The 22,649-nt window shown below is 76.2% G+C and carries 18 protein-coding genes; 10 read left to right on the top strand and 8 right to left on the bottom strand.

The features are described 5' to 3' along the window. Positions 1–190: 190 nt before the first annotated feature. Positions 191–1,051 carry a dihydropteroate synthase gene (folP, locus tag ACI78R_RS17820; protein ID WP_083628096.1) on the bottom strand — a complete coding sequence of 287 codons (861 nt, stop codon included), beginning with the start codon at positions 1,049–1,051 and terminating at the stop codon, positions 191–193. A gap of 75 nt (positions 1,052–1,126) precedes the next feature. Between folP and ACI78R_RS17815 the strand changes: the two genes are divergently transcribed. Next, positions 1,127–1,588, top strand: coding sequence for a MaoC family dehydratase (locus ACI78R_RS17815; RefSeq protein ID WP_457041694.1), 462 nt, complete (start codon positions 1,127–1,129; stop codon positions 1,586–1,588). A gap of 74 nt (positions 1,589–1,662) precedes the next feature. Here the strand turns inward: ACI78R_RS17815 and ACI78R_RS17810 are convergent, their stop codons facing one another. Both ACI78R_RS17810 and ACI78R_RS17805 read right to left on the bottom strand, forming a co-directional pair. Next, complete coding sequence (locus ACI78R_RS17810) at positions 1,663–2,919, bottom strand: serine hydrolase domain-containing protein (protein ID WP_457041693.1); 1,257 nt, start codon at positions 2,917–2,919, stop codon at positions 1,663–1,665. A gap of 145 nt (positions 2,920–3,064) precedes the next feature. Beyond that, positions 3,065–3,349: an HU family DNA-binding protein gene (locus ACI78R_RS17805; protein WP_073417863.1), complete on the bottom strand. Its 285-nt coding sequence runs from the start codon at positions 3,347–3,349 to the stop codon at positions 3,065–3,067. Positions 3,350–3,574: 225 nt separating this feature from the next. Here ACI78R_RS17805 and ACI78R_RS17800 point away from each other — a divergent pair, with 225 nt between their 5' ends. Then, entirely contained in the window at positions 3,575–4,498 is a 924-nt protein-coding gene (locus ACI78R_RS17800; protein WP_457041692.1) for an aldo/keto reductase, read from the top strand. Positions 4,499–4,508: 10 nt separating this feature from the next. Here ACI78R_RS17800 and ACI78R_RS17795 read toward each other — a convergent pair whose 3' ends face one another. Continuing rightward, a complete protein-coding gene (locus tag ACI78R_RS17795) occupies positions 4,509–5,684 on the bottom strand; it encodes an EAL domain-containing protein (RefSeq protein ID WP_457041691.1) in 1,176 nt (391 codons plus the stop codon). Between the two features lie 85 nt (positions 5,685–5,769). Here ACI78R_RS17795 and ACI78R_RS17790 point away from each other — a divergent pair, with 85 nt between their 5' ends. Next, on the top strand, positions 5,770–8,520 hold the full coding sequence (locus ACI78R_RS17790) for a SpoIIE family protein phosphatase (RefSeq protein WP_457041690.1): 2,751 nt from the start codon (positions 5,770–5,772) through the stop codon (positions 8,518–8,520). On the opposite strand, the gene ACI78R_RS17785 is transcribed toward ACI78R_RS17790, so the two are convergent. Together ACI78R_RS17785 and ACI78R_RS17780 are read right to left on the bottom strand one after the other, a co-directional pair. Continuing rightward, the gene (locus ACI78R_RS17785) at positions 8,499–9,722 is read right to left on the bottom strand and encodes a saccharopine dehydrogenase family protein (protein ID WP_457041689.1); all 1,224 of its coding nucleotides are present in this window, start codon (positions 9,720–9,722) and stop codon (positions 8,499–8,501) included. The two genes, ACI78R_RS17790 and ACI78R_RS17785, sit on opposite strands and share 22 nt — an antisense overlap. Before the next feature lie 27 nt (positions 9,723–9,749). Then, positions 9,750–10,481, bottom strand: a complete 732-nt coding sequence (locus ACI78R_RS17780) for a trimeric intracellular cation channel family protein (RefSeq protein ID WP_073417870.1) — start codon at positions 10,479–10,481, stop codon at positions 9,750–9,752. Between the two features lie 101 nt (positions 10,482–10,582). Here ACI78R_RS17780 and ACI78R_RS17775 point away from each other — a divergent pair, with 101 nt between their 5' ends. Then, complete coding sequence (locus ACI78R_RS17775; RefSeq protein WP_457041688.1) at positions 10,583–12,580, top strand: putative bifunctional diguanylate cyclase/phosphodiesterase; 1,998 nt, start codon at positions 10,583–10,585, stop codon at positions 12,578–12,580. After that, positions 12,577–13,485, top strand: a complete 909-nt coding sequence (locus tag ACI78R_RS17770) for an ABC transporter substrate-binding protein (protein ID WP_457041687.1) — start codon at positions 12,577–12,579, stop codon at positions 13,483–13,485. The genes ACI78R_RS17775 and ACI78R_RS17770 overlap by 4 nt, the downstream gene beginning before the upstream one ends. Positions 13,486–13,575: 90 nt before the next feature. On the opposite strand, the gene ACI78R_RS17765 is transcribed toward ACI78R_RS17770, so the two are convergent. Next, positions 13,576–15,627: an acyl-CoA dehydrogenase family protein gene (locus ACI78R_RS17765; RefSeq protein WP_457041686.1), complete on the bottom strand. Its 2,052-nt coding sequence runs from the start codon at positions 15,625–15,627 to the stop codon at positions 13,576–13,578. Beyond that, a complete protein-coding gene (locus ACI78R_RS17760; protein ID WP_457041685.1) occupies positions 15,624–16,283 on the bottom strand; it encodes a TetR family transcriptional regulator in 660 nt (219 codons plus the stop codon). Before ACI78R_RS17760 ends, ACI78R_RS17765 begins: the two co-directional genes overlap by 4 nt. A gap of 90 nt (positions 16,284–16,373) precedes the next feature. On the opposite strand from ACI78R_RS17760, the gene ACI78R_RS17755 reads away from it, so the two are divergent. The 5 genes from ACI78R_RS17755 to ACI78R_RS17735 all read left to right on the top strand — a co-directional run bounded on the left by ACI78R_RS17755 (position 16,374) and on the right by ACI78R_RS17735 (position 22,599). Next, positions 16,374–17,663, top strand: coding sequence for an acetyl-CoA C-acetyltransferase (locus ACI78R_RS17755; protein WP_457041684.1), 1,290 nt, complete (start codon positions 16,374–16,376; stop codon positions 17,661–17,663). Between the two features lie 14 nt (positions 17,664–17,677). After that, positions 17,678–19,045: a 3-oxoacyl-ACP reductase gene (locus ACI78R_RS17750; protein ID WP_457041683.1), complete on the top strand. Its 1,368-nt coding sequence runs from the start codon at positions 17,678–17,680 to the stop codon at positions 19,043–19,045. Then, positions 19,045–19,896, top strand: a complete 852-nt coding sequence (locus tag ACI78R_RS17745) for a MaoC family dehydratase (protein ID WP_457041682.1) — start codon at positions 19,045–19,047, stop codon at positions 19,894–19,896. Before ACI78R_RS17750 ends, ACI78R_RS17745 begins: the two co-directional genes overlap by 1 nt. Positions 19,897–20,026: 130 nt before the next feature. Further along, a complete protein-coding gene (locus ACI78R_RS17740) occupies positions 20,027–21,208 on the top strand; it encodes an ROK family transcriptional regulator (RefSeq protein WP_457041681.1) in 1,182 nt (393 codons plus the stop codon). A gap of 65 nt (positions 21,209–21,273) precedes the next feature. Next, a complete protein-coding gene (locus tag ACI78R_RS17735; protein WP_457041680.1) occupies positions 21,274–22,599 on the top strand; it encodes an extracellular solute-binding protein in 1,326 nt (441 codons plus the stop codon). Positions 22,600–22,649: the final 50 nt, after the last annotated feature.

Genomic DNA, 22,649 nt, shown 5'->3' with positions numbered 1-22,649 from the left:
GCGCGCCACCCCGCTCCAGCGTCCGCCCCGGGGCGGCCCGCGCGCGCCCCCCCCGCGGCCCCGCCCCCCGCCCCCCCGCCACGGTGAGCCCGCCTGATCGTGCGGGGTCCGCTCGGGGACCAGGCCCCGACCGCGGGCCGTGGTGCCCGCCCTCGTGCTGTAGCGCGAGGTCGGGCACCGCACGACGAGGTCAGGCCAGGCCGCGGGTGGTGCGCGCGGGCGGGCGGTCGCCGCGGATCGACGCCACCATGTCCAGCGTCTGCCGGGTCGCCGCGACGTCGTGGGCGCGGAACACCCGGGCGCCCAGCCACGCGCTCACCGCCGTCGCCGCGAGCGTGCCGGTGAGCCGCTCCTCCAGCGGGACGTCGAGGGTCTCGCCGACGAAGTCCTTGTTCGACAGCGCCACCAGCACCGGCCAGCCGGTGGCCACCAGCTCGTCCAGCCGCCGGGTGGCCTCCAGGGAGTGCCGGGTGTTCTTGCCGAAGTCGTGGCCCGGGTCGACCAGCACCCGCTCGCGCTCCACGCCCGCGGCCACCGCCGCCTCGGCGAGCGCCGTCGTCCGGGCGACGACGTCGGCCACCACGTCGTCGTAGCGCACCCGGTGCGGGCGGGTGCGCGGCGGCAGCCCGCCGGCGTGGGTGCACACGATCCCCGCACCCGCCTCCGCGGCCACCTCGGCCAGCTCCGGCTCCACGCCGCCCCAGGCGTCGTTGACGACGTCGGCGCCCGCGGCGAGCACCTCGCGGGCCACCTCGGCGCGCCACGTGTCGATGGAGATGGGCAGCGCCGGGTGGGCGGCGCGGATGGCGGCCACCAGGTCGGCGGTGCGGCGGATCTCCTCGGCGGCGTCGACCTCCTCGCCGGGCGCGGCCTTGACCCCGCCGACGTCGACCATGTCCGCGCCCTCGGCCACCACCCGGTCCACCCGCTCGACGGCGGCGGCCAGCTCGTAGGTGGCGCCGCGGTCGTAGAACGAGTCGGGCGTGCGGTTGACGATGGCCATCACCACCAGACCGCCGTCGGGCACGTCCAGCCGGCCCAGTCGCAGCACCCGTGGCCCCCGTCCCCGTCAGCGGTGTGGTGGAGTCAGCCAACCAGACCCCCAGCGGACACAGGAGGACAGGCGATGGCGCAGACCACCGTGGACGGCGTCGAGGGCGTGCAGTCGCTCGTCGGTCAGCACCTCGGGTACAGCGACTGGGTGCAGGTGACCCAGGAGCAGGTGCAGCAGTTCGCCGACGCGACCGGCGACCACCAGTGGATCCACGTCGACGTGGACCGCGCGAAGCGGGAGAGCCCCTTCGGCGGGCCGATCGCGCACGGCTACCTGACGCTGTCGCTCATCCCGTCGCTGCTGCCGGAGATCGTCGAGATCAGCGGCTTCCGGATGGGCGTCAACTACGGCACCGAGAAGGTGCGCTTCCCCTCGCCGGTGCCGGTGGGCAGCCGGGTGCGCGCGGGCGCCACCCTCGCGTCGGCGACGCCGTTCGAGGGCGGCATCGCGATGAACATGGACGTCACCGTGGAGATCGAGGGCGGCACCAAGCCGGCGATGGTCGCCACCGTCGTCTACCGCCGCTACCTGTAGGCGCCCAGGCATTGGAGGCTATTCGCACGTCCTGAGCGCGGATACGTGCGGATAGCCTCCAATGCCTCAGGCCGTCAGGCGATGATCGCCTGGTTGACCAGCGCCCGCAGGTACGCGCGGATCGGCAGCGTGCTCGAGGGCAGCAGCTGCGTGTAGAAGGTGACGACGACGTCCTCGACCGGGTCGACGTAGAACGCCGTCGACGCCGCCCCGCCCCAGCTGTAGTCGCCGGCGCTCGCGACGCCGCCGTAGCGCGCCGGGTCCAGCACCATCGAGAAGCCCAGCCCGAAGCCCACCCCGCGCAGCGGCGTCTCGGCGAACAGGGGCCGGCCGAAGGTCTCCAGGTCGGCGTTGCCGGGCAGGTGGTTGCGCACCATGTGGGCGAGCGTGCGCGGGCCGAGCAGCCGGCCGCCGTCGTAGGAGCCGCCGCGGCGCAGCATCTCGCAGAAGCGGAGGTAGTCCGCCGCCGTCGAGACCAGCCCGCCGCCGCCGGACAGGAACGTCGGCTTGCGGTGCGCCGCCTCGCCCATGGCGTCGATCGGGGCGAACGACGTCGGCGCGCCGGCCGGCTGCCCCGGGACGGCGGCGTAGAGGCGGGCGAGGGAGTCGACGTCGTCGCCCTCACGCAGGCCGAAGGACGTGTCGGTCATCCCCAGCGGGCCGAACACCCGCTCCTGGAAGAAGACGTCGAGCGTCTGGCCGGACACGACCTCGACCAGCCGGCCGAGGACGTCGGTGGAGACGCCGTAGTTCCACTCCGAGCCGGGCTGGAACACCAGCGGCACCGACGCCCACTGGCGGCAGGCCTCGGCGGAGTCGACGCCGGGCGGGGTGCCCCACTCGTGGCCCATCGCCCGGTACATCGCGTCGACGGGGTGGGCGTGGTGGAACCCGTAGGTCAGCCCGGACATGTGGGTGAGCAGGTGCCAGATCCGGATCGGCTCCACCTGCGGCTGGGTGACCGGCTTCTGCGCCGAGCCGGCCACGTACACGCGGGTCTCGGCGAACTCCGGCAGCCAGCGGGCGATCGGCTCGGTGAGCTCGAAGGCCCCCTCCTCGTACAGCATCATCGCCGCGACCGAGGTGACCGGCTTGGTCATCGAGAAGATCCGCCAGCGGGTGTCCTCCTCGACCGGCCGGCCGTTCTCGACGTCGCGCGCGCCGTACCGGCCCACGTGCGCCAGCCGGCCGTGCCGGGACACCGTGACGAGGAAGCCGGGCAGCTGACCGCCGTCGACCCAGCGGGCCAGCCGCCGGTCGAGGCGCTCGAGCCGGGCGCCGTCGAGGCCGACCTCCGCCGGGTCGGTGTCCAGGGTCAGTGCGCTGCTCACGCGTGCCTCCGTCCCGGTGCCGTCCCCGTCGGGCGGCGCCTGCCTGCGCATCCTGACCCACCGGGCGTGGGCGGGGTCACAGGGGGGCAGGCGCCACCCCGGGCGGGCGGCCGGTCAGGCCGGCGCGTCGCCGGGGCCCGGCGGATCACACCGGGACGTTGGAGGCGGCCTTCTTCAGGTTCGAGCCGGCGGTGACCTTGACCGTGTTGGCGGCGGGGATCTCGATGGACTCGCCGGTCTGCGGGTTGCGGCCGGTGCGGGCGGAGCGCTGGGTCCGCTCGACGGTCAGCAGCCCGGAGACGGCGACCTTCTCGCCGCGGGTGATCGCCTCGACGAGCTCCTCCTGGAGCCCGGACAGGACGGCGTCGACGGTCGCGCTCGGGACGTCGGCGCGCTTGGAGATGGCGGTGACGAGTTCGGCCTTGTTCACAGAGGTTCCTCTCGGACGTCGCGGCCGCGCGGTCTCGGCGGCCGCAGGATGGGGTCCCGGGCGGTCGCCCGGGACGGACCGTTCCCCCTGCGGGGTCCGGCCCGGGGCACCGTGACACGCCGACCGGACATCTGGCCAGTCCACGGGCCTGCTGCCGACCCTACGGACCCGCGGGTCCCACCCGTCCCGGGGGCGGGGTCGCGGCCCCCGGCATAGCGTGGGCGCGTGCCGCAGCTCCCCGGGACCGACCTGACCGTCAGCGACCTGTGCCTGGGCGGCAACGTCTTCGGCTGGACGGCCGACGAGGCGACGTCGCACGCGGTGCTCGACCGCTTCGTCGACGCCGTGCCCAGCACGCAGAGCCCGTTCGTCGACACCGCGGAGATGTACGGCGACGGCCGCTCCGAGCAGATCCTCGGCGGCTGGATGGCCGAGCGCGGGCTGCGCGACCGGATGGTGGTGGCCACCAAGGCCTCGCCCGGGCAGAAGGAGCACCCGCTGTCGTCCCGCGAGGTCAAGGCGGCCGCGGAGCGGAGCCTGCGCAACCTGCGGACCGACCGGATCGACCTCTACTACGCCCACTACGACGACGCGACGACGCCCCTCGAGGAGACGCTCACCGCCTTCGACGAGCTGGTGCGCGAGGGCAAGGTGCGCCACGTCGCGGCGTCGAACTACTCGCCGGCGCGGCTGACCGAGGCCCTGGAGACCTCCGAGCGGCTCGGACTCGCCCGCTACGTGGCGCTGCAGCCGCACTACAGCCTGGTCGAGCGCCCGGCCTACGAGGACGGGCTGCGCGACGTCGTCGCGGCCAACGGCCTGGGCTGCCTGCCCTACTTCGCGCTGGCCAAGGGCTTCCTGACCGGCAAGTACCGCGCCGGCGAGCGGGTCGACTCGCCGCGGGCGCAGGGCGCGCAGGCCTACGTGGGGGAGCGCGGCGACCGGGTGCTCGCGGCGCTGGCCGAGGTGGCCTCCGCGCACGGGGTGAGCCAGGCCGCGGTGGCGCTGCGCTGGCTCGCCGACCAGCCCACCGTCACCGCGCCGATCGCCAGCGGCCGCGACGTCGACCAGCTCGCCGACCTGCTGCCCATGCAGGACCTCGTGCTCACCGACGACGAGCGCGCGGCGCTCACCGCCTCCGCCGGGTAGCCCGCCCGCGTCAGCGGACGGCGGCGGCCGAGGCCAGGTCCTCCACCCGCAGCAGCCCGAGGACCGCGCCGTCGGGCCCGGTGCACACGACCGGGTCGAAGCGGTGCGCCGGCGGACGGGTGAGCGCGCGCTGCAGCGTGGCGACGACGGCGTCGCCCGGGGCGGCGCACAGCGAGACCGGCGCGGTGTGCACCGACCCCGTCCGCGGGTCGGACAGCCGCAGGGCCAGCGGTGCGCCGTCGGGCGCCACGAGCGCGACGGGCGGGACGCCGGGCAGCGGGTCGCCCGCGTCCACCTGGCGGACGGGGCGCACCAGGCCGGCGACGGTGTGCGCGGAGCGGGCGCGGGCGGTGCTGCTGCGCACCAGCGCGGCGACGTCGGCGTCCAGCGGGGCGAAGCCCGGCGCGGGGCGGCCGAGCAGCCAGCCCTGGGCGAGCGGGACGCCGAGCCGGGCGAAGGCGGCCAGCTCGCCGCGCGTCTCGATGCCCTCGGCGACGAGCAGGGCGTCGATGCGGGCGGTGAAGGCGCCCACGGTCTCGGCCAGCGCCAGGCGCACCGGGTCCGCGTCCGCGCCGCTGACCAGCGAGCGGTCGAGCTTGACGAGCTGCGGGCGCAGCGCGGCCAGCTGGCGCAGCCCCGACCAGCCGGAGCCCGTGTCGTCGAGCGCGACCACCGCGCCGCGGGCCCGCAGTGCGGCCACCTGCACCCGCAGCGCCCCGAGGTCGGGCACGGGCACGTGCTCGGTCAGCTCCACGACGACGCCGCGCAGGTCCGGCCGGCTCGCCAGCGCGGCCTGGACGGGGGCCGAGCCGAGCAGGTGCGGGCCGACGTTGACCGTGAGGAAGGTGTCCGCGGGCAGCGCCGGGACGGCGTCGAGCGCCTTCCGCACGGCCAGCGCGTGCAGCTCGGCGGCCACGCCGGAGTCCTCGGCGGCGGCGAACCACACGTCGGGCCCGGCGGTGCCGGGGAAGCGGGCCAGTGCCTCGTACCCCGCGACGCGGGCGCGGGCGAGGTCGACGATGGGCTGGAAGACGAGCGTCAGGTCGTCCGGGTCGGCCAGCAGCGGACGGCAGTCCGGCAGCCGGCGGGTGAGCATCGCCGTCATGGAGGGGGGATCGGCGTCCGGCGGCGAGGGGTGCAGGCCGCCGGCGCCGGCCGTCACCCGGCGGGGTGACACTTCCGTCACCGGACGGTTCCGTCTGTTCAGGGGGTGCCCCGTGGCACCATGGTCGGGCGCGGCCGCCGGGGCCGGGTGCGCTCGAGGAGGAACCGTGACCGTTCCTCCGTCCCCGACCGCTGCCGGTGCCCTGCGCGACGCCCACCGCGTCGCCGCCGCTCGCCGCCTCTTCCTGGAGGTGTCGGGCCCGGCCGCCTACGACCGGCTGTCGGCGCTCGCCGCGCGGCTGCTCGCGGCCGGACACGCCAAGGTCACGCTCTTCACCGACCAGGACACCGTCGTCGGCGGGCACGGCCTGCCCCCGGGCGTCGTCGGCGGCCGGGCGCTGCTGACCGGCGCCCTGTCGGCAAGGGTCGTCGCGGACGCCCGGCCGCTGGTGGTGCCCGACGCCCGGCTCGACCCGTCGCTGGCGGACCTGCCGGCGGTCACCTCCGGGCAGGTGGTCGCCTACCTCGGCACGCCGCTGGTCGCGGCGTCCGGGCTGGTCGTGGGCGTCCTCGCCGTCTACGACCCCGCGCCGCGGGAGTGGCACGCCGACGAGGGCGAGCTGCTCGAGCACCTCGCCGCCTCGGTCGTCGCCGAGCTCGAGCTCTCCGCCGCCCGCTCGGTCATCGGCGCCTCGCGGACCCGGCTGGAGGTCGCGCTCGAGGCCAGCTCGGTCGGCATCTGGGAGCAGGACCTGCGCACCGGCGTCCTGCACTGGGACGAGCGCGGCGCGGCACTGCACGGCCTCGAGGGCCCGCTGGAGATCACCGACGTCGACGCCATGATCGCGGCGAGGCTGCACCCCGACGACCGGGACGCCGTGCGCCGGGCGATGGCCGACGCGCTGGCCGGCTCCGGGGAGTACGTGGCGGAGGCCCGGGTCCTGCACGCCGACGGCAGCACCCGGTGGACGGTGTCCCGCGGCCGCGTCGTCCGCGACGCCCAGGGCAGCGCCGTCCGGGTGCTCGGCACCGTCGTCGACGTCACCGACGCCCGCGAGGAGGCCGCCCGGCGCATGGCCGCGACGCAGCGGGCCGCGGCCGTGGCGGAGGTGGCCGCCCAGCTGGCCAACGCCACCGCGCTGTCGGAGCTGGCCGAGATCACCCTGCGCGGCGCACGGGTGCTCGGCGCCTCCTCCAGCGCGCTGGCCGCCTTCGACGCCGACGGCGCGCTGCGCCTCCACCTGGGCCGGCGGCTCGCCGACACCGTCGCCGCGGCCGCCGCCGAGGCCGACGTCGCGCCGCCGCAGGACATCGTCGTCGAGCTCGACGACACCCTCCCCACGCAGTACACCGCCCGGCACGGCGAGCGGTTCCTGTTCGCCGACCTCGACGACGCGATCGCCCGCTTCCCCGCCATGGCCGAGGTGGGCACGGCGCTCGGCCTGCACGCGCTGGCCTCGCTGCCGCTGCGGGTCGAGGGGCGGCTGCTCGGCAGCTTCGTCGTCATCTGGGACACCGCGCACGTCTTCGACGACGACGACGCCGAGCTGCTCGACGCGCTCACCGCCCAGATCGCGCTGAGCGTCTCCCGGCTGCGCGCCGACGCCGAGCGGGACGCCGCGGTGGCGGCCATGGCCGAGGCCAACCGGCGGCTGCAGCTGCTCGCCGACGCCGGCCGGGTCCTGTCGGGCAGCCTCGACACCGCCGAGCAGCTCGACCGGCTGGCCGACCTGGTCGTGCCGGCGCTCGGCGACTGGTGCTGGATCGTCGTCACCGACGACCACCGGCGGCTGCACGACGCCGCCGTCGCCCACCGCCACCCCGAGCGGCGGGCGGACGTCGCCGCCTACGTGCGCGCCATGGCGCACGCCATGACCAGCGAGCACGCCGCGCAGGTGGTGCTGCGCACCGGCCGTCCGCTCGTGGTGCCCGAGATCGACGCCGACCGCATCACCGCGGCGCTCGCCGACCCCGCGGCGCGGGAGGCGCTGTCCCGGCTCGAGCCCCGCGCGGCCGCCGTCGTGCCGCTGCTCGCGCGCGGGGAGGTCGTCGGCGCGCTCGGCCTGGCCAACGACGCCGGCCGCGGGGCCCACACCCCGGCCGAGGTCGAGGCGGCCGTGGAGATCGGCCGCCGCGTCGGCCTGTCCCTGCAGGCGGCGCGGCTGTTCGCCCAGCAGCGCGACCTCGCCGAGGCGCTGCAGCACAGCCTGCTCACCGAGCCGCCGCGCCTGGAGGGCTGCGAGGTGGTCGTCCGGTACGTCCCGGCGTCCGAGGGCGCCGACATCGGCGGCGACTGGTACGACGCGTTCCCCGGCGGCGACGGCGAGACGGTGCTCGCCATCGGCGACGTCGTCGGGCACGACCGGCACGCCGCCGCCGCGATGGGACAGCTGCGCGGCCTGCTCCGCGGCATCGCCTACGCCGACGCCGCGACGCCGGCCGAGCTGCTCACCCGCCTCGACCGCGCCGCCTCCGGCCTGGCCGTGGGCGCGATGGCGACCGCGCTGCTGGCCCGCCTGTCCCGGCCCGGCCCCGACGGCGCGGTGCTGCACTGGTCGAGCGCCGGGCACCCGCCGCCGGTCGTCGTCGACCCCGGCGGGGACGTGCGCGTCCTCGCCGCGGAACCCGCCGACCTGCTGCTCGGCGTCGAGCCGGGCCGCCCGCGCACCGACCGCGTCGCCGAGCTGCCGGCCGGCAGCACCGTGCTGCTGTACACCGACGGGCTGGTCGAGCGGCGCGACCGCGACCTCGAGGCCGGCACCGCCGACCTCGTCGCCGCGTTGCGCGGCTGCGACGGGGCGCCGCTGGACGAGCTGTGCGACGTCGTCCTGCGGCGGATGTTCCTCCCCGGCGCCGAGGACGACGTCGCCCTCCTGGCCGTGCGGGTGGGTCAGGCCTACACGGCCTCGACGTCGTAGGTGTGGCCGGCGGCGCGCAGCCGCTCCACCAGCACGTCCCCCAGCGCCGTCGACGGGGTGAGCGAGCCCGCCCGGTCGGGCAGCCGGTCGCCGTCGAGGGCCAGGCCCAGCGCCACCTGGCCGAGCATCACCGACGTCGCCTTGTAGCCGGGGTCGCCGGGACCCGCCGCCGTCGCGCGGTAGTGCCGCCCGCCCTCGGTGTCGGCGTCGACGACCATCCGGAAGAAGCCCTTCTCCCGGGCCGCCTCCGACGGGCCGGTGCCGGGCGCGGGCAGCACCCGGTCGACCAGCGCCCGCGTCGGCCCGAACGCCATCGCGCCGAACGCCGCCGCCAGGCCGGTGGTGATGCCCGCGGCGGTCAGGGCGCCGGTGACGCCGCGGCCGGCGCTCATCGACTCGCCGTAGCGCAGGCCGTGCCCGTAGGCCCAGTCCTGCAGGGCGTTGCTGCGCCGCACGATCCGGGTGTTGAACGGCGCCATGACGAAGGGCGCGGTCCAGCGGCCGTCGGCGGCCAGTGCGGGCGGGGCGACGTCCGGGGGCTGGCGCGTGCCGGGCTCGGCGGCGCGGTCGGGGGAGAGGGCGTACGGGTCGCCGATGACCCGGCGCAGCGAGCGGTCGGTGGCCATCTGCTCGATCTGCGCGCGCATCGAGTCGACCGTGCCGCCGCTGAACCCGCCCTTGAGGCTCGCGACCAGCCGGACGTCGGTGAGCCCGCCGGCGCCGTCGGCCCGGGCGCGCTCGGCGAGCAGGAACACCGAGAGGTCCGAGGGGATGGAGTCGTAGCCGGCCGCGTGCACGAGCCGGGCCCCGGTCTCCCTCGCCACGGCGTCGCAGCGGTCGATCGCCTCGCGGACGAAGAGCACCTCGCCGGTGAGGTCGGCGTAGTGCGTGCCGGCGCGGGCGCACGCCTCGACCACCGGCAGGCCGTAGCGCTGGTAGGGGCCGACGGTCGTGACCAGCACCCGGGTGGACGCCGCCAGCCGCTCCAGCGACGCCGCGTCGCCGGTGTCGGCCTCCAGCAGCGGCCACCGCTGCGCCGCGCCCGGCAGGTCCGCCGCGGTGGCGGTCAGCTTCTCCCGTGACCGGCCGGCCAGCGCCACCCGCAGGTCGGGCGGCGCGGCCTCGGCGAGGTAGGCGGCGACCAGCCGGCCGACGAAGCCGGTGGTACCGAAGAGGACGACGTCGTGCTCCCGCTCGGACATGCCGGTCATCCTCCGGGCGGCCCCGCCTCAGCGCATCCGGCGGCGGAGGACGCGTCGGCGGTCCCCGGGACGGGCGGACCGGTCCCGCGCGGCCAGCCGGCTGCGGGCGCGCCCGGGGAGGTCGACGGCCACCGGCGCCGCCCAGCCGCGCCAGACCGACAGCACCCGCAGCGCCGCGACGAAGACGATGACCAGCAGGGCCACGGGGATCGGGTCGAGGCCGGCCGGCCCAGCCAGCAGCGTGAGCAGGGTGGCGCCCAGCAGCGCGGCGACGGCGTTGTAGGGGCCCGGCTGCACGATGTCGGCGCGCTGGGCGAGCAGCATGTCGCGGATCACCGCCCCGCCCACGGCGGTGAGCGTGCCGATGAAGACGACCGAGGCGCTGGGCAGTCCGGCCAGCTGCGCCTTCTGCGCGCCGATGACGGTGAACAGGCCGAGGCTGAGCGCGTCGAGCCCCACGAGCAGCGTCGTCAGCCGCGACAGCCAGCCGGAGAAGTAGAAGGTCACCATCGCGGTGATCGCGACGGCGGGCAGGTAGGCGCGGTTGGTCAGCGCCACCGGCGCTCCCTGCGCCAGCAGCACGTCGCGGATGAGCCCGCCGCCGAGGCCGCCGGTGACGGCGAGCAGCAGCACGCCGGAGATGGCGAAGCCCTCCCGGGCCGCGAGCAGCCCGCCCGTGAGCGCCCCGACCACGATCGCGGCGAGGTCGACGGCGGCCGGCACGCGGAGGGTCTCGACGGTCGCCGCGAGGGTGCTCACGGCCGACCATCCTCCCGCGCTCGACCCTGCCGTCCGGGACGTCCCACCCCGACGGGTGAGACCACGGTTGACCTGCGGGCCCGCCCAGCCGATCAGGGGGCATGACCCGGTCCCGCAGCGCCACCGCGGCCGGCACCCGGCTCTTCGCCGCCTACGCCGCGGCCAGCCTGGTGCCGGTGGTCGTGCTGGGCGCCGTCCTGTCCAGCGGCTCCCGTCAGGACGCCGTCGACCGCGCCCTGGAGTACGGCCGCGCCCAGGCCGCCGTCGTCGAGGAGACGGCGATCGCCCCGGCCCTGCGCGGCCAGGACCTCGGCACCGGGCTGACGGCCGCCGAGCGCGAGCGCCTTCAGATGGCCACCGACCTCGCCGTCTTCCGCGGGTCGCTGCTGCGGCTGCGGCTGCGCGACTTCACCGGCGTGGTGCTCTTCGCCGACGACGGCGCCACCGGCCCCGAGGCGGCCCTGCCCGACTACCCCGCCGGGGAGGACGTCTCCCCGTCCACCGGTGCCGCCTTCACCACCGCCGCGGCCGGCGGCACCGACGTGACCCTGCTCGACGGCGACGGCCTCGCGGTCGGCCGGATGATCCGCGTGCTGCAGCCGATCGTGGCCGACACCTCGGGCCGCTCGATCGGCGTGCTGGAGCTGCTGCTGCCCTACGACACCGTCGCCGCCGAGGTCGAGGCGGCCACCACGCGCACCCACTGGCGCCTCGGCGCCGGCCTCGGCGCGCTGTACGTGGTGCTCGCCGGGATCTCCTGGTCGACCACGCGCCGGCTGCGCCGCCAGGCCGCGCAGGCCGAGCACGACGCGCTGCACGACCCGCTGACCGGCCTGGCCAACCGCGAGCTGTTCGCGCGCCGGGTGGCCGCCGAGCTGGAGCGCGGCGCGCCGGGCGCCGTCGTCCTGGTCGACCTCGACCGGTTCAAGGAGGTGAACGACACCCTCGGCCACCACGCCGGCGACCAGCTGCTCGTCGAGGTCGGCCGGCGCCTGGCCGCGACCGTCCGCGCCGAGGACACCGTCGCGCGCCTCGGCGGGGACGAGTTCGGCCTGCTGCTGCCCGGCATGGACGACGGCGCCGCCGCCCGCGACCTCGTGCTGCGGGTGAGCGACGCGCTCGCGGCCGAGACGGTCGTCGAGGGCGTGCCGCTCGCGGTCGAGGCCAGTTGCGGGATCGCCGTCTTCCCGGCCGACGCCACCGACGTCGAGACGCTGATGACCTGCGCCGACGCCGCCATGTACCAGGGCAAGCGCGGCGCGACCGGCGTCGTCGTCTTCGACCCGCGCGCCGCCGTCCCGACCGCGCACTCGCCGTCGCTGCAGCACGACGTCCGCCGCGCCCTGGAGGACGGCGACCTGCGCCTGCACTACCAGCCGCAGGTGGACCTGGCCTCCGGCCGGACCGTCGGCGTCGAGGCGCTGCTGCGCTGGCAGCACCCGGTGCGCGGGCTCATCGGCCCCGGGGACTTCCTGCCGGCCCTCGAGCAGTCCGGCGTCATGGGCGCGCTCACCGGGTGGGTGCTGCGCCGGGCGCTCGCCGACTGCGCCGCGTGGACGGCGGCCGGCGAGGACTGGACCGTCTCGGTCAACGTCTCGGTGCGCAACCTCGAGACGCCGGGCTTCGCGGCCACGGTGGCGCGGCTGGCCGCCGAGGCCGGGGTGGCGCCGTCGCGGCTGCACCTGGAGGTCACCGAGACCGCGCTGCCGGCCGACCTGGCCGCCGCCGCGACGTGCCTGGCCGAGCTCACCGCGGCCGGCTTCGGCGCCGCGCTGGACGACTTCGGCGTCGGCTTCGCGAGCCTGTCGCACCTGCGCTCGCTCACCCTCACCGAGGTGAAGGCCGACCGGGCCTTCGTCACCGGTGTCGACGTCTCCGCCGAGGACGCCGCCGTCGTGCGGGCCCTGGTGGAGCTCGCGCACGGCCTGGGTCTGTCGGTCTGCGCCGAGGGCGTGGAGACGCCCGAGGTCGCGGCCTGGCTCCGGGCGGTCGGCTGCGACCGCGCCCAGGGCTGGTTGTTCTCCCGGCCGCGCCCGTGGCCGGAGCTCTCGCGCGCGGCCGCAGGGGTGTCCGCGCCCTCCGTGGAGGTCCTCGCGTGACCCGCACCCGCACCCGCCGCGCCGTCCCCGGCGCCGTCCTCGCCGTCGCCGTCCTGCTCACCGCCGGGTGCGGCGCGGGGGAGGAGGCCGCGGCCGCCGCGGGCCCCACCGCCGACGTCGCCGTGGACGAGGCGCTGCACGCCGCGCTGCCCGACGACGTGCGGGAGGCCGGCGTGCTGACCGTGGCCAACGACCCGTCCTACCCGCCGGCGTCCTCGTTCGGCCCGGACGGGCGCACGATCGTCGGCTTCGAGCCCGACCTCGGCGCCGCACTGGGCGACCTGCTCGGCGTCGAGGTGCGCTTCGAGGCCTCGCCGTTCGACGGGCTGCTCGACGAGCTCGGCGCCGGCCGCTTCGACCTGGTGATGAGCGCGGTCACCGACACCGCCGAGCGCGAGCAGCAGGCCGACTTCGTCAACTACTTCCGCGCCGGGTCCTCGATCGTCGTGGCCCGGGGCAACCCGCTCGGCGTCCACGACCTCGCCGGGCTGTGCGGCCGCAGCGTCGCCGTCGAGGCCGGCACGGTGCAGGTCGGGCTGCTGGAGCGGGCGCAGGCGTCGTGCGCGCTGCGCATCGACGTCCACGAGCTGCCCACCAACGACGACGCCCTGCTCGAGCTGCGCACCGGCCGGGCCGACGCCGTGCTCGCCGACTACCCGCCGGCGGTCTTCGTGACCACCGACCCGCGGACGCAGAACAGCTACCAGCTCGTCTCCGACACCCAGTACGAGCCGGGCCTCTACGGCATCGCCGTCGCCCCGGAGCGCACGGAGCTGCGCGACGTCGTCACCGAGGCCCTGCAGCGCCTGGTCGACGACGGCGTCTACCAGGAGCTGCTCGACCGCTGGGAGGTCGGGCACGGCGCCGTCGCCGCGGTGACCGTCAACGGCGCCCTGCCCGCCTGACCCACACTGCCCGCCTGACCCACACTGCCCGCCTGACCCACACTGCCCGCCTGACCCACACTGCCCGCCTGACCCACACTGCCCGCCGGGTCACTGTCCCGGCGGCACGTCCACCGCGACGGCCGTGTCGTCCGGCGCGGCCGAGCCCGCCTCGGTGGTGATCCGCGCGTCCTCCGCGGCCATGGCCTCCTGGCGGGCGGCCTCTTCCTCGAGGACCGCCGCGTTCTTCCACGCGTGCGGGATCCCGAAGCCGTCGACGAGCGTGACCGCGTGCGGCCGCAGCTCGCCGAGCAGGGCGTTCACCGTGCCGGTCAGCGCCTTGGACCGGGCCGGGGTGAGCTGGCCGTGCTCGAGGAACCAGCCCTTGTCGGCCTCGATGGTCGACAGCGCGTAGAGGTCGCACAGGACCTCGAGCAGGGCCCGCGCGGCGGGGTCGGTCGTGCGGTCGATGCCCGCGACGAACGCCTCGAGGACGACGCGGTCGATGTGCGTGGACGCCGTCCGCAGCACGTGGTCCTGGACGCTGTTGAACACCGCGAAGGGCTCCATGCCGTCGGTCGCGGCGTTCCGGCGCAGCCGGCGGATGGCGCCCTCGAGGGTGTGCCTCTCGCGGAACTCGAACATCCGCAGCTGCCAGCCGCGGTCGCGCAGCGGCACGTCCTCGTCGCGGCCGGGAACGGCGTCGACGAGCCGGGCGATCAGCCCGCGGGCCGCCGTCCGCTCCAGCACCGTCTCGCGGACCATGTCGGCGACGAACGCCACCCGGCCCCAGCCGTCGAGCGAGCCGAACGCGTCGCGGTAGCCGGTGAGCAGGCCCTTGGCGACCAGCTGCAGCAGGACGGTGTTGTCGCCCTCGAACGTGGTGAAGACGTCGGTGTCGGCCTTGAGCTGCGGCAGCCGGTTCTCCGCCAGGTAGCCCGCGCCGCCGAGCGCCTCGCGGCACGTCTGGATGGTGCGGGTGGCGTGCCAGGTGGTGGCGGCCTTGAGGCCGGCGGCGCGCGACTCGAGCTCGCGCTGGGCGGCCTCGTCGACCTCCTCGCCGTGCTCGTGCACCGCCGTGTGCAGGTCGTGCATGGTGCCGACCAGCTCCTCCTGGGCGAAGGCCAGGGCATAGGAGGTGGCCAGCGCGGGGAGCAGCTTGCGCTGGTGGACCAGGTAGTCGTTGAGCACGATCTCCCGGTCGCGGCCCGGGGCGGCGAACTGGCGGCGCACCTCGCCGTAGCGGACGGCGATGTCGAGGGCCATCCGGGTGGCCGAGCCGGCCGAGCCGCCGACGCTCACCCGGCCGCGCACCAGCGTGCCGAGCATGGTGAAGAAGCGGCGCGTCTCGTTGGCGATCGAGCTGCTGTACGTGCCGTCCTCGGCCACCTGGCCGTAGCGGTCGAGCAGCATCTCCCGCGGCACGCGGACGTGGTCGAAGGACAGCCGGCCGTTGTCGACGCCGAGCAGCCCGGCCTTGGGGCCGTCGTCGCCGATGGTGACGCCGGGCATCGCGTTGCCGTCCGCGTCGCGGATCGGCACCAGCCAGGCGTGCACGCCCTGCTTGCGTCCCTGGGTGACCAGCTGCGCGAAGACGACGGCCATCCGCCCGTCCTTCGCGGCGTTGCCGATGTAGTCCTTGCGGGCGGCCTCGTGCGGGGTGTGCAGGTCGAAGGTCCGCGTCTGCGGGTCGTACGTGCAGGTGGTGCGCAGCTGCTGCACGTCGGAGCCGTGGCCGGTCTCGGTCATGGCGAAGCAGCCGGGCAGGGCGAAGCTCATGATGTCGGGCAGGTACGCGTCGTGGTGGCGCTCGGTGCCGAGGAGCTGGACGGCGCCGCCGAACAGGCCCCACTGGACGCCGGCCTTGACCATCAGCGACAGGTCGCCGTAGGCCAGCATCTCGATGGAGGTCACCGAGCCGCCGGCGTCGGCCTCGCCGCCGTACTGCTTGGGGAAGCCCAGCCCGACGCGGCCGGTGGCGGCCAGCTCGCCGGCCAGCCGGGTGATCCGCTCGCGGGCCTCCTGCACCGACTCGCCGTAGACCGGCGCGTACTTCGGGTCGCCGAGCTGCTCGCGGGCATCGCGGCGGACGTGCGCCCACCGCCCGTCGAGCACCTCCTGCAGGCGCGCCGGGTCCACGGTGCGGGGGAGGGTGGAGGTCACTTCTTCTCCTCGGGGGTCGCTCCGGCCGGGTCGAGGCTCGAGAGCCCGGCCCAGGCGAGGTCGGTGAGGTGGGCGGCGAGGGCGGCGCGGGGCATCGGGCGCTCGGCGCGCAGCCACCAGTCGGCGGCGGCGCGCACGAGGCCGACGAGTCCGTGGCCCCAGGGGGCGGCGGCGGCCGGGTCGCGGCCGGCCTGCTCGAGGGCGACGGCGACCAGCGCGGCGGCCTGGTCGCCCACGAGGTCGGACAGGGTGCTGACCGGGTCGGCGTCGACCGGCCGGTCCAGCAGCGGGTGGGCGACGACGAAGCGGTACAGCTCCGGGTCGGCCTCCAGGAACGCCAGGTAGGTCTCGACGGCGGCGGCCACCATCCGGTGCGGGTGGTCGGTGCTGGTCATCGCCGCGCGCAGCTTCTCGGTCAGCTGCGCCGCGACCCGGTTGCAGACGGCGACGTAGAGCTCGCTGCGGTCGGCGAAGTGCCGGTAGACGACGGTCTTGCTCGTGCCGGCCTCGGCGGCGATCTCGTCCATGCCGACGCCCGCGCCGTACCTGCCCACCGCGGCGACGGTGGCGTCGACGAGCTGCTCGCGGCGAGCCCGGCGGTGTTCGTCCCACCGCGAGTCCCGGCGGTCGCGCCGCGATGTCGTCTCCGCTTTCATGTAACCGACGGTACCGTGTACCGTCGGTACCGGCCACTCCGTCAGCCGTTCGCGTGCGCACGGCGCACCAGGGACCCCTGGAGGTCACCGATGAGCCCGACCCAGCCCCGCCGGGCCGCCGTCCTCGGCGGCAACCGCATCCCCTTCGCACGGTCGAACTCCGCCTACGCGCAGGCCTCCAACCAGGACATGCTCACCGCGACCCTCGACGGCCTGGTCGCCCGCTTCGGCCTCCAGGGCCGGCAGGTCGGCGAGGTCGTCGCCGGCGCCGTCCTCAAGCACGCGCGCGACTTCAACCTGACCCGCGAGTCGGTCCTCGGGTCGAGGCTGTCGGCCGCCACCCCCGCCTACGACGTGCAGCAGGCCTGCGGCACCGGCCTCGAGGCGACCGTGCTGGTCGCCAACAAGATCGCCCTGGGCCAGGTCGAGTCCGGCATCGCCGGCGGCGTGGACACGACGTCGGACGCCCCGCTCGCTGTCGGCGACGACCTGCGCCGCGCGCTGATCGCGCTCAACAACGCGAAGACCCTCGGGCAGCGGCTGAAGGCGCTCGGTCGCATCCGCCCCGGCTCGCTGGTCCCGGAGATCCCGCGCAACGCCGAGCCGCGCACCGGCCTCGCGATGGGCGAGCACCAGGCGATCACCGCCCGGGAGTGGGAGATCGGCCGGGAGGAGCAGGACGAGCTGACCGTCCGGTCGCACCGCAACCTCGCCGCCGCCTATGAGCGCGGCTTCCTCGACGACCTGGTCACGCCCTACCTGGGCCTCACCCGCGACCAGAACCTGCGGCCGGACACGACCGTCGAGAAGCTGGGGAGGCTGAAGCCGGTCTTCGGCACGGACGACCCCGCGGCCACCATGACCGCCGGCAACTCCACGCCGCTGTCCGACGGCGCGTCGGCCGTCCTGCTCTCCTCCGACGAGTGGGCCGCCGAGCACGGCCTGCCGGTGCTCGCCCACCTCGTCGACGCCCAGACCGCCGCCGTCGACTACGTCCACGGCGGCGAGGGCCTGCTGATGGCGCCGGCCCACGCCGTGCCGGTGCTGCTCGCCCGCAACGGGCTGACGCTGCAGGACTTCGACTTCTACGAGATCCACGAGGCCTTCGCGTCCACCGTGCTCGCCACCCTCAAGGCGTGGGAGGACCCGGCGTTCTGCAAGGAGCGCCTCGGCCTCGACGCCCCGCTCGGGCCGATCGACCGGTCGAAGCTGAACGTCAACGGCTCCTCGCTCGCGGCCGGGCACCCGTTCGCCGCGACCGGCGGCCGGATCGTCGCCTCGCTGGCCAAGCAGCTGCACGAGGCCGGTCCCGGCAGGCGCGGGCTGATCTCCGTCTGCGCGGCCGGCGGCCAGGGCGTCGTCGCGATCCTCGAGTCCTGAAGGAGCTGCACCCCGTGAGCGACTGGTACACGTCCTTCGCCAACTCCGGCGTCGGGTCCTCCCTCGTGCGGCAGCTGGGCCTGCCCCGGCCGGCCGTGCTGCGCCGGTACGAGCCGGGTCAGCCGGTGCTGCCCGGGCCGGCCGTCGTCGGCTCGGCGGGGGAGGGGCGGCTCCGGGAGACGCTGACCGCCGTCCTCCGCGACGCCGGCGTCGCCGTCCTGTCCCCGGTCACGGCCGACGGGGCGGACGACGGGGCCGCCGACGGCGAGCGGCCCGCGGCCGTGGTCCTCGACGCCACCGGCGTCACCGGCCCGGCGCAGCTCGCCGCCGTGCACGACCTGCTCGCCCCCGCGGTGAGGCGGCTGCGGCCCACCGGCCGGGTGGTCGTGCTCGCCGACCCGCCCGCCGACGCCGGCTCCCCGGCCCCGGCGGCGGCCCGGCAGGCGCTCGAGGGCCTGGTGCGCTCGCTGGCCAAGGAGCTGCGCGCGGGCTCCACGGCCAACCTCGTGTACGTGCCCGGGGGCGCCGAGGCGTCGGTCGCGAGCCCGGTGCTGTTCCTCCTGTCCGGGCGGTCGGCCTACGTGGACGGCCAGGTGCTCACCGTGTCGCCGGCCGACGTCCCCGCCGGGGGTGGCAGCGAGCGCCCGCTCGCCGGCAAGGTCGCCGTCGTGACCGGCGCCGCGCGCGGCATCGGCGCCGCGATCGCCCGCGTCGTGGCCCGCGACGGCGCGCACGTCGTCGCCGTCGACGTGCCCGCGGCGGGCGAGGCGCTCGCCGCGGTGGCCAACGAGATCGGCGGGACGGCGTTCCAGCTCGACATCACCGCGCCCGACGCCGCCCGGCGGCTGGTCACGCACCTGCGCGAGCGGCACGGCGGGGTCGACGTCGTCGTGCACAACGCCGGCATCACCCGCGACAGGCTGCTGGTCAACATGGACGCCGCCCGGTGGGACGCGGTCATGGCGGTCAACCTGCAGGCCCAGCTCGACCTCACCCAGGCGCTGCTCGACGCCGACGGCGTGCTGCGGCCCGGCGCCCGCGTGGTGGCGGTCAGCTCCCAGTCGGGCATCGCGGGCAACCGCGGCCAGACGAACTACGCGGCGAGCAAGGCCGGCGTCATCGGCATGGTCCGCGCCTGGGCGCCCGCCTTCGCAGAGCGCGGCGCCACGATCAACGCGGTCGCGCCCGGGTTCATCGTCACCGAGATGACGGCGAGGATGCCCTTCGGCACCCGCGAGGTCGGCGCCCGGATCAACTCGCTGCAGCAGGGCGGGCTGCCGGTCGACGTCGCCGAGACGATCGCCTGGCTGGCGCAGCCCGGCGCCGCCGGCGTGAACGGCCAGGTCGTGCGGGTGTGCGGCCAGTCGATGCTGGGGGCCTGATGGCGGCCACCGTGCTCGACGCCGCGCCGGACCTGGGCGCGCTGTACGCCCGGGCCGCCCTGACGGCGTGGGGCCGCGGCGGCGACCTGCCGGCCACCCGGCTGGCGCGCACCGGCGTCGCCGTCGACCGCGGGCACCTGGCCGCGTACGCGCGGGTGTGCCGGCTGTCGCTCGCCGACGTGCTGCCGGCGACCTACCCGCACGTGCTCGCGTTCCCGCTGCAGATGGCGCTGATGGCCGACCGCGCGTTCCCGCTGGCGCTGCCCGGGCTGGTGCACGTGCGCAACACCGTCGAGGTGCTCGCCCCGCTCGGCGCGGACGCCCCGCTGGACCTCGAGGTGTGGGCCGAGCGGTTCGCCGCGCACCGCAGCGGCGCGACCGTCGACCTGCGCGCGAGCGTGTCGGCCGGCGGCGCGGAGGTGTGGCGGTCGCGCTCCACCTACCTCGCCCGCGGGGCCCGTGCGCCGGAGGGCGCGCCGGCGTCCGACGTCGAGGTGCCCGTCGGGGACCTGCCGCGCGCCGTGGCCACCTGGCGGGTGCCCGCCGACGCCGGCCGGCGCTACGCCCGGGTCTCCGGCGACGTGAATCCGATCCACCTGGGGCGGCTCCCCGCGCGGGCGTTCGGCTTCCCGCGCGCCATCGCGCACGGCATGTGGACCGCGGCGCGGGTGCTCGGGGCGCTGGCCGGGCGGCTGCCCGACGCGTTCGTGTACGACGTCGCCTTCCGCAGGCCGCTGCTGCTGCCGTCGACGGTGCGGCTGGCCACGTCGCCGGCCGGCGGCGGCTGGGACGTGGCCGTGCGGGACGTGAGGGGCGGCGAGCACCTGGCCGGCACCGTCCGGCCGCGCTGATCCGTTGCTCCCGGAGCCGCCGTCCCCTCCCCGGGGCGGCGGCTCCCTCCGTCGGCGGCCAGGTCACCGTCCGGTCTCCGGGACGCCACCCTCTTGACACGGGATATGTAAGTAACCTTTCCTGACAAATGTGACCGCCGACGCAGCGCCGCCCGTCCCGCGTCGCCGTCCGCTGCGCCCGACGCGCAAGGTGCTGCCCGAGCACGCCCGGGCGCACCACCGCTCGATGGTGCTGCAGCACCTGTTCCACTCGGGTCCCCGGTCGCGCGCGGACCTCGCCCGCGCGACCGGGTTGACCCGGGTGACCGTCTCCGACCTCGTCTCCTCGCTGCTCGCCGAGGGCCTGGTCTCCGAGCTCGGCGTCCGCGCCGAGGCGCGGGTGGGCAAGCCGGCCACCCTGGTCGGCCTGCGCACCGACGCGTTCTCCATCGTCGCGGTCGACCTCGCCGACGACGAGCGCATGCACGGCGCGGTGCTGGAGCTGTCCGGCACCGTCCGCGAGCGCCGGTCGGCGGCGGTGCGGGGCCTCACCGGCGCCGCCGCCGTCGAGGCGCTCACGGCGCTGTGCCGGGAGCTCGCCGAGGCGTCCCCGCTGCCGGTCCTGGGGGTCGGCGTCGGCTCGCCCGGCGTCATCACCCCCGCCGGCTGCGTCGTGCAGGCCCCCAACCGCGGCTGGTACGACCTGCCGCTGGCCGCCCGGCTCACCGAGGAGCTCGGCCTGCCGGTGCACGTGGCCAACGACGCCAACACCGCGGCGCTGGGCGAGCTCACCTACGGCGACGCCACCGGCGGCGGGCTCATGGTGCTCACCGTCGGCGGGGGCGTCGGCGCCGGCATCGTCCTCGACGGGGCGCTGGTGCACGGCGACTCCCACGCGGCCGGCGAGCTCGGCCACGTCACCGCCGTCGACGAGCGGGACGACGTCGACGGCGCCCCGCTCGGCCGGCCCGCGCCCTGCGCCTGCGGGCGCACCGGCTGCCTGGAGACCGTGCTCTCGGTCCCCGCTCTCCGTCGTCGCGTCGAGGGCCTGGCCCCGGCCGACGCCGCCGCGGCGCTGGCCCAGGTGGGCCGGCGGCTCGGCATCGTGCTCGCCCCCGTGGTGAGCGCGCTCAACCTCCCGGAGGTCGTGCTGCGCGGCCCGCGGGAGCTCCTGGACGGCCCCCTGCGGGAGGCGGCCCTGGCCGCCCTCCGCGAGCGGACCATGCCGGTCATCAGCGGCACGGTGCAGCTGCGGATGACCTCGCTCGACGAGGACGGCGCCCTCTCCGGGGCGGCCGTGCTCGTGCTGTCCGGCCAGCTCGGGGTGACGTGACCACCCCGAGCCGGCCAGGTGCACGTCGGAGGACCCAACCCGCGCGAACGAGGAGGAACCCCAACATGAGAAGAGTACGCACCGGCGGGCTGGCCGCCGCTGCGGTCGCCTCGCTGCTCGCCGTCTCCGCCTGTGGCGGAGGCTCGACGGCGGAGGCGTCCGGGGACACCGAGGTCCGGCTCTGGCTCAACGGCACGGACACCCCGCAGGAGCTGCGCGACTACCTCGTCGAGACCTTCGAGGCCGACCACGAGGGCATGACGCTGGTCATCGAGGAGCAGGACTGGAGCGGCCTCGTGCCGCGCCTGCAGACGGCGCTGGCCAGCGAGGACCAGACGCCCGACCTGGTCGAGATCGGCAACACGCAGAGCCCGACGTTCACCTACGCCGGCGCCTTCAGCGACCTGTCCGACATGTACGACGAGCTCGGCGGCGACGACCTGCTGCCCGGCTTCGTCGAGGCCGGGACCGTCGACGACACGCTGTACGCGGTGCCCTACTACTCGGGCGCCCGGGCGGTCTTCTACCGCAAGGACCTCTTCGAGCAGGCCGGTGTGGCCGTGCCGCAGACCCTCGCGGAGTTCCGCACCGCGGCCATCGCGCTGCAGCAGGCCAACCCGGCGCAGGACTTCAGCGGGTTCTGGTTCCCCGGGCAGGACTGGTACAACGGCATCGCCTGGCTGTTCACCGGCGGCGGCGAGCTCGCCGTGCAGGAGGGCGACCGCTGGGTCGGCGCGCTGTCGAGCCCCGAGTCGCAGGCGGCGCTCACCGAGGTCCAGGACCTGTTCACCAACGCCACCCGCGCGCCGCGCGACGCCGACTCCAACGAGCCGTGGGTCGCGTTCAACAACGGCCAGGCCGCCATGTTCTCCGCGCCCACCTGGGCCCGGTGGAGCATCGCCCTGCCCGAGTGCGACGAGGGCGTCGACCCCGACGACACCTCGCCCGAGGCGGAGGCGCTGCTCGCCGAGCAGCAGGCCTGCAACGAGGAGCGCACCGGCGTCTTCCCGCTGCCCGGCGCGCAGCCGGGCACCCCGGCCACGGTCTTCGCCGGCGGCTCGAACATCGCCGTCCCGACGATGTCCCAGCACCAGGAGGAGGCCCGCGACCTGCTGCGGATCATCTACTCCGAGGAGTTCCAGACGATGCTGGCCGAGAACGGGCTCATCCCCGGGAACAGCCAGTACGCCGGCGCCCTCGGGGACGACCCGTACGCGCAGGCCGCGCTCGCCGCGGCGGTCGACGCGAAGCTGACGCCGGCCGCCGAGCGGTGGGCCGACGTCGAGGGCGCCCGGATCCTGGAGGACTTCTTCCAGCAGATCGCCAGCGGGGCCGACGTCGCGCAGGCCGCCGCCGAGGCCGACCGGCTCCTCGAGGAGACGCTCAACTGACCGCCCGACCGGGGAGGGCGCGGCCCGCGCCCTCCCCGGTCCCGGACGCC

The sequence above is a fragment of the Geodermatophilus sp. SYSU D01106 genome (assembly GCF_054049995.1).
The sequence above is the reverse complement of the archived record's forward strand: the minus strand, read 5'-3'. Positions and strand labels throughout refer to the sequence as shown.

Excerpts from the sequence above, each read along its gene's own strand:
- ACI78R_RS17775 (WP_457041688.1), top strand. The coding sequence starts at position 10,583 with ATGACCCGGTCCCGCAGCGCCACCGCGGCCGGCACCCGGCTCTTCGCC.
- ACI78R_RS17785 (WP_457041689.1), bottom strand. The coding sequence starts at position 9,722 with ATGTCCGAGCGGGAGCACGACGTCGTCCTCTTCGGTACCACCGGCTTC.
- ACI78R_RS17755 (WP_457041684.1), top strand. The coding sequence starts at position 16,374 with ATGAGCCCGACCCAGCCCCGCCGGGCCGCCGTCCTCGGCGGCAACCGC.
- ACI78R_RS17815 (WP_457041694.1), top strand. The coding sequence starts at position 1,127 with ATGGCGCAGACCACCGTGGACGGCGTCGAGGGCGTGCAGTCGCTCGTC.
- ACI78R_RS17735 (WP_457041680.1), top strand. The coding sequence starts at position 21,274 with ATGAGAAGAGTACGCACCGGCGGGCTGGCCGCCGCTGCGGTCGCCTCG.
- ACI78R_RS17745 (WP_457041682.1), top strand. The coding sequence starts at position 19,045 with ATGGCGGCCACCGTGCTCGACGCCGCGCCGGACCTGGGCGCGCTGTAC.
- ACI78R_RS17760 (WP_457041685.1), bottom strand. The coding sequence starts at position 16,283 with ATGAAAGCGGAGACGACATCGCGGCGCGACCGCCGGGACTCGCGGTGG.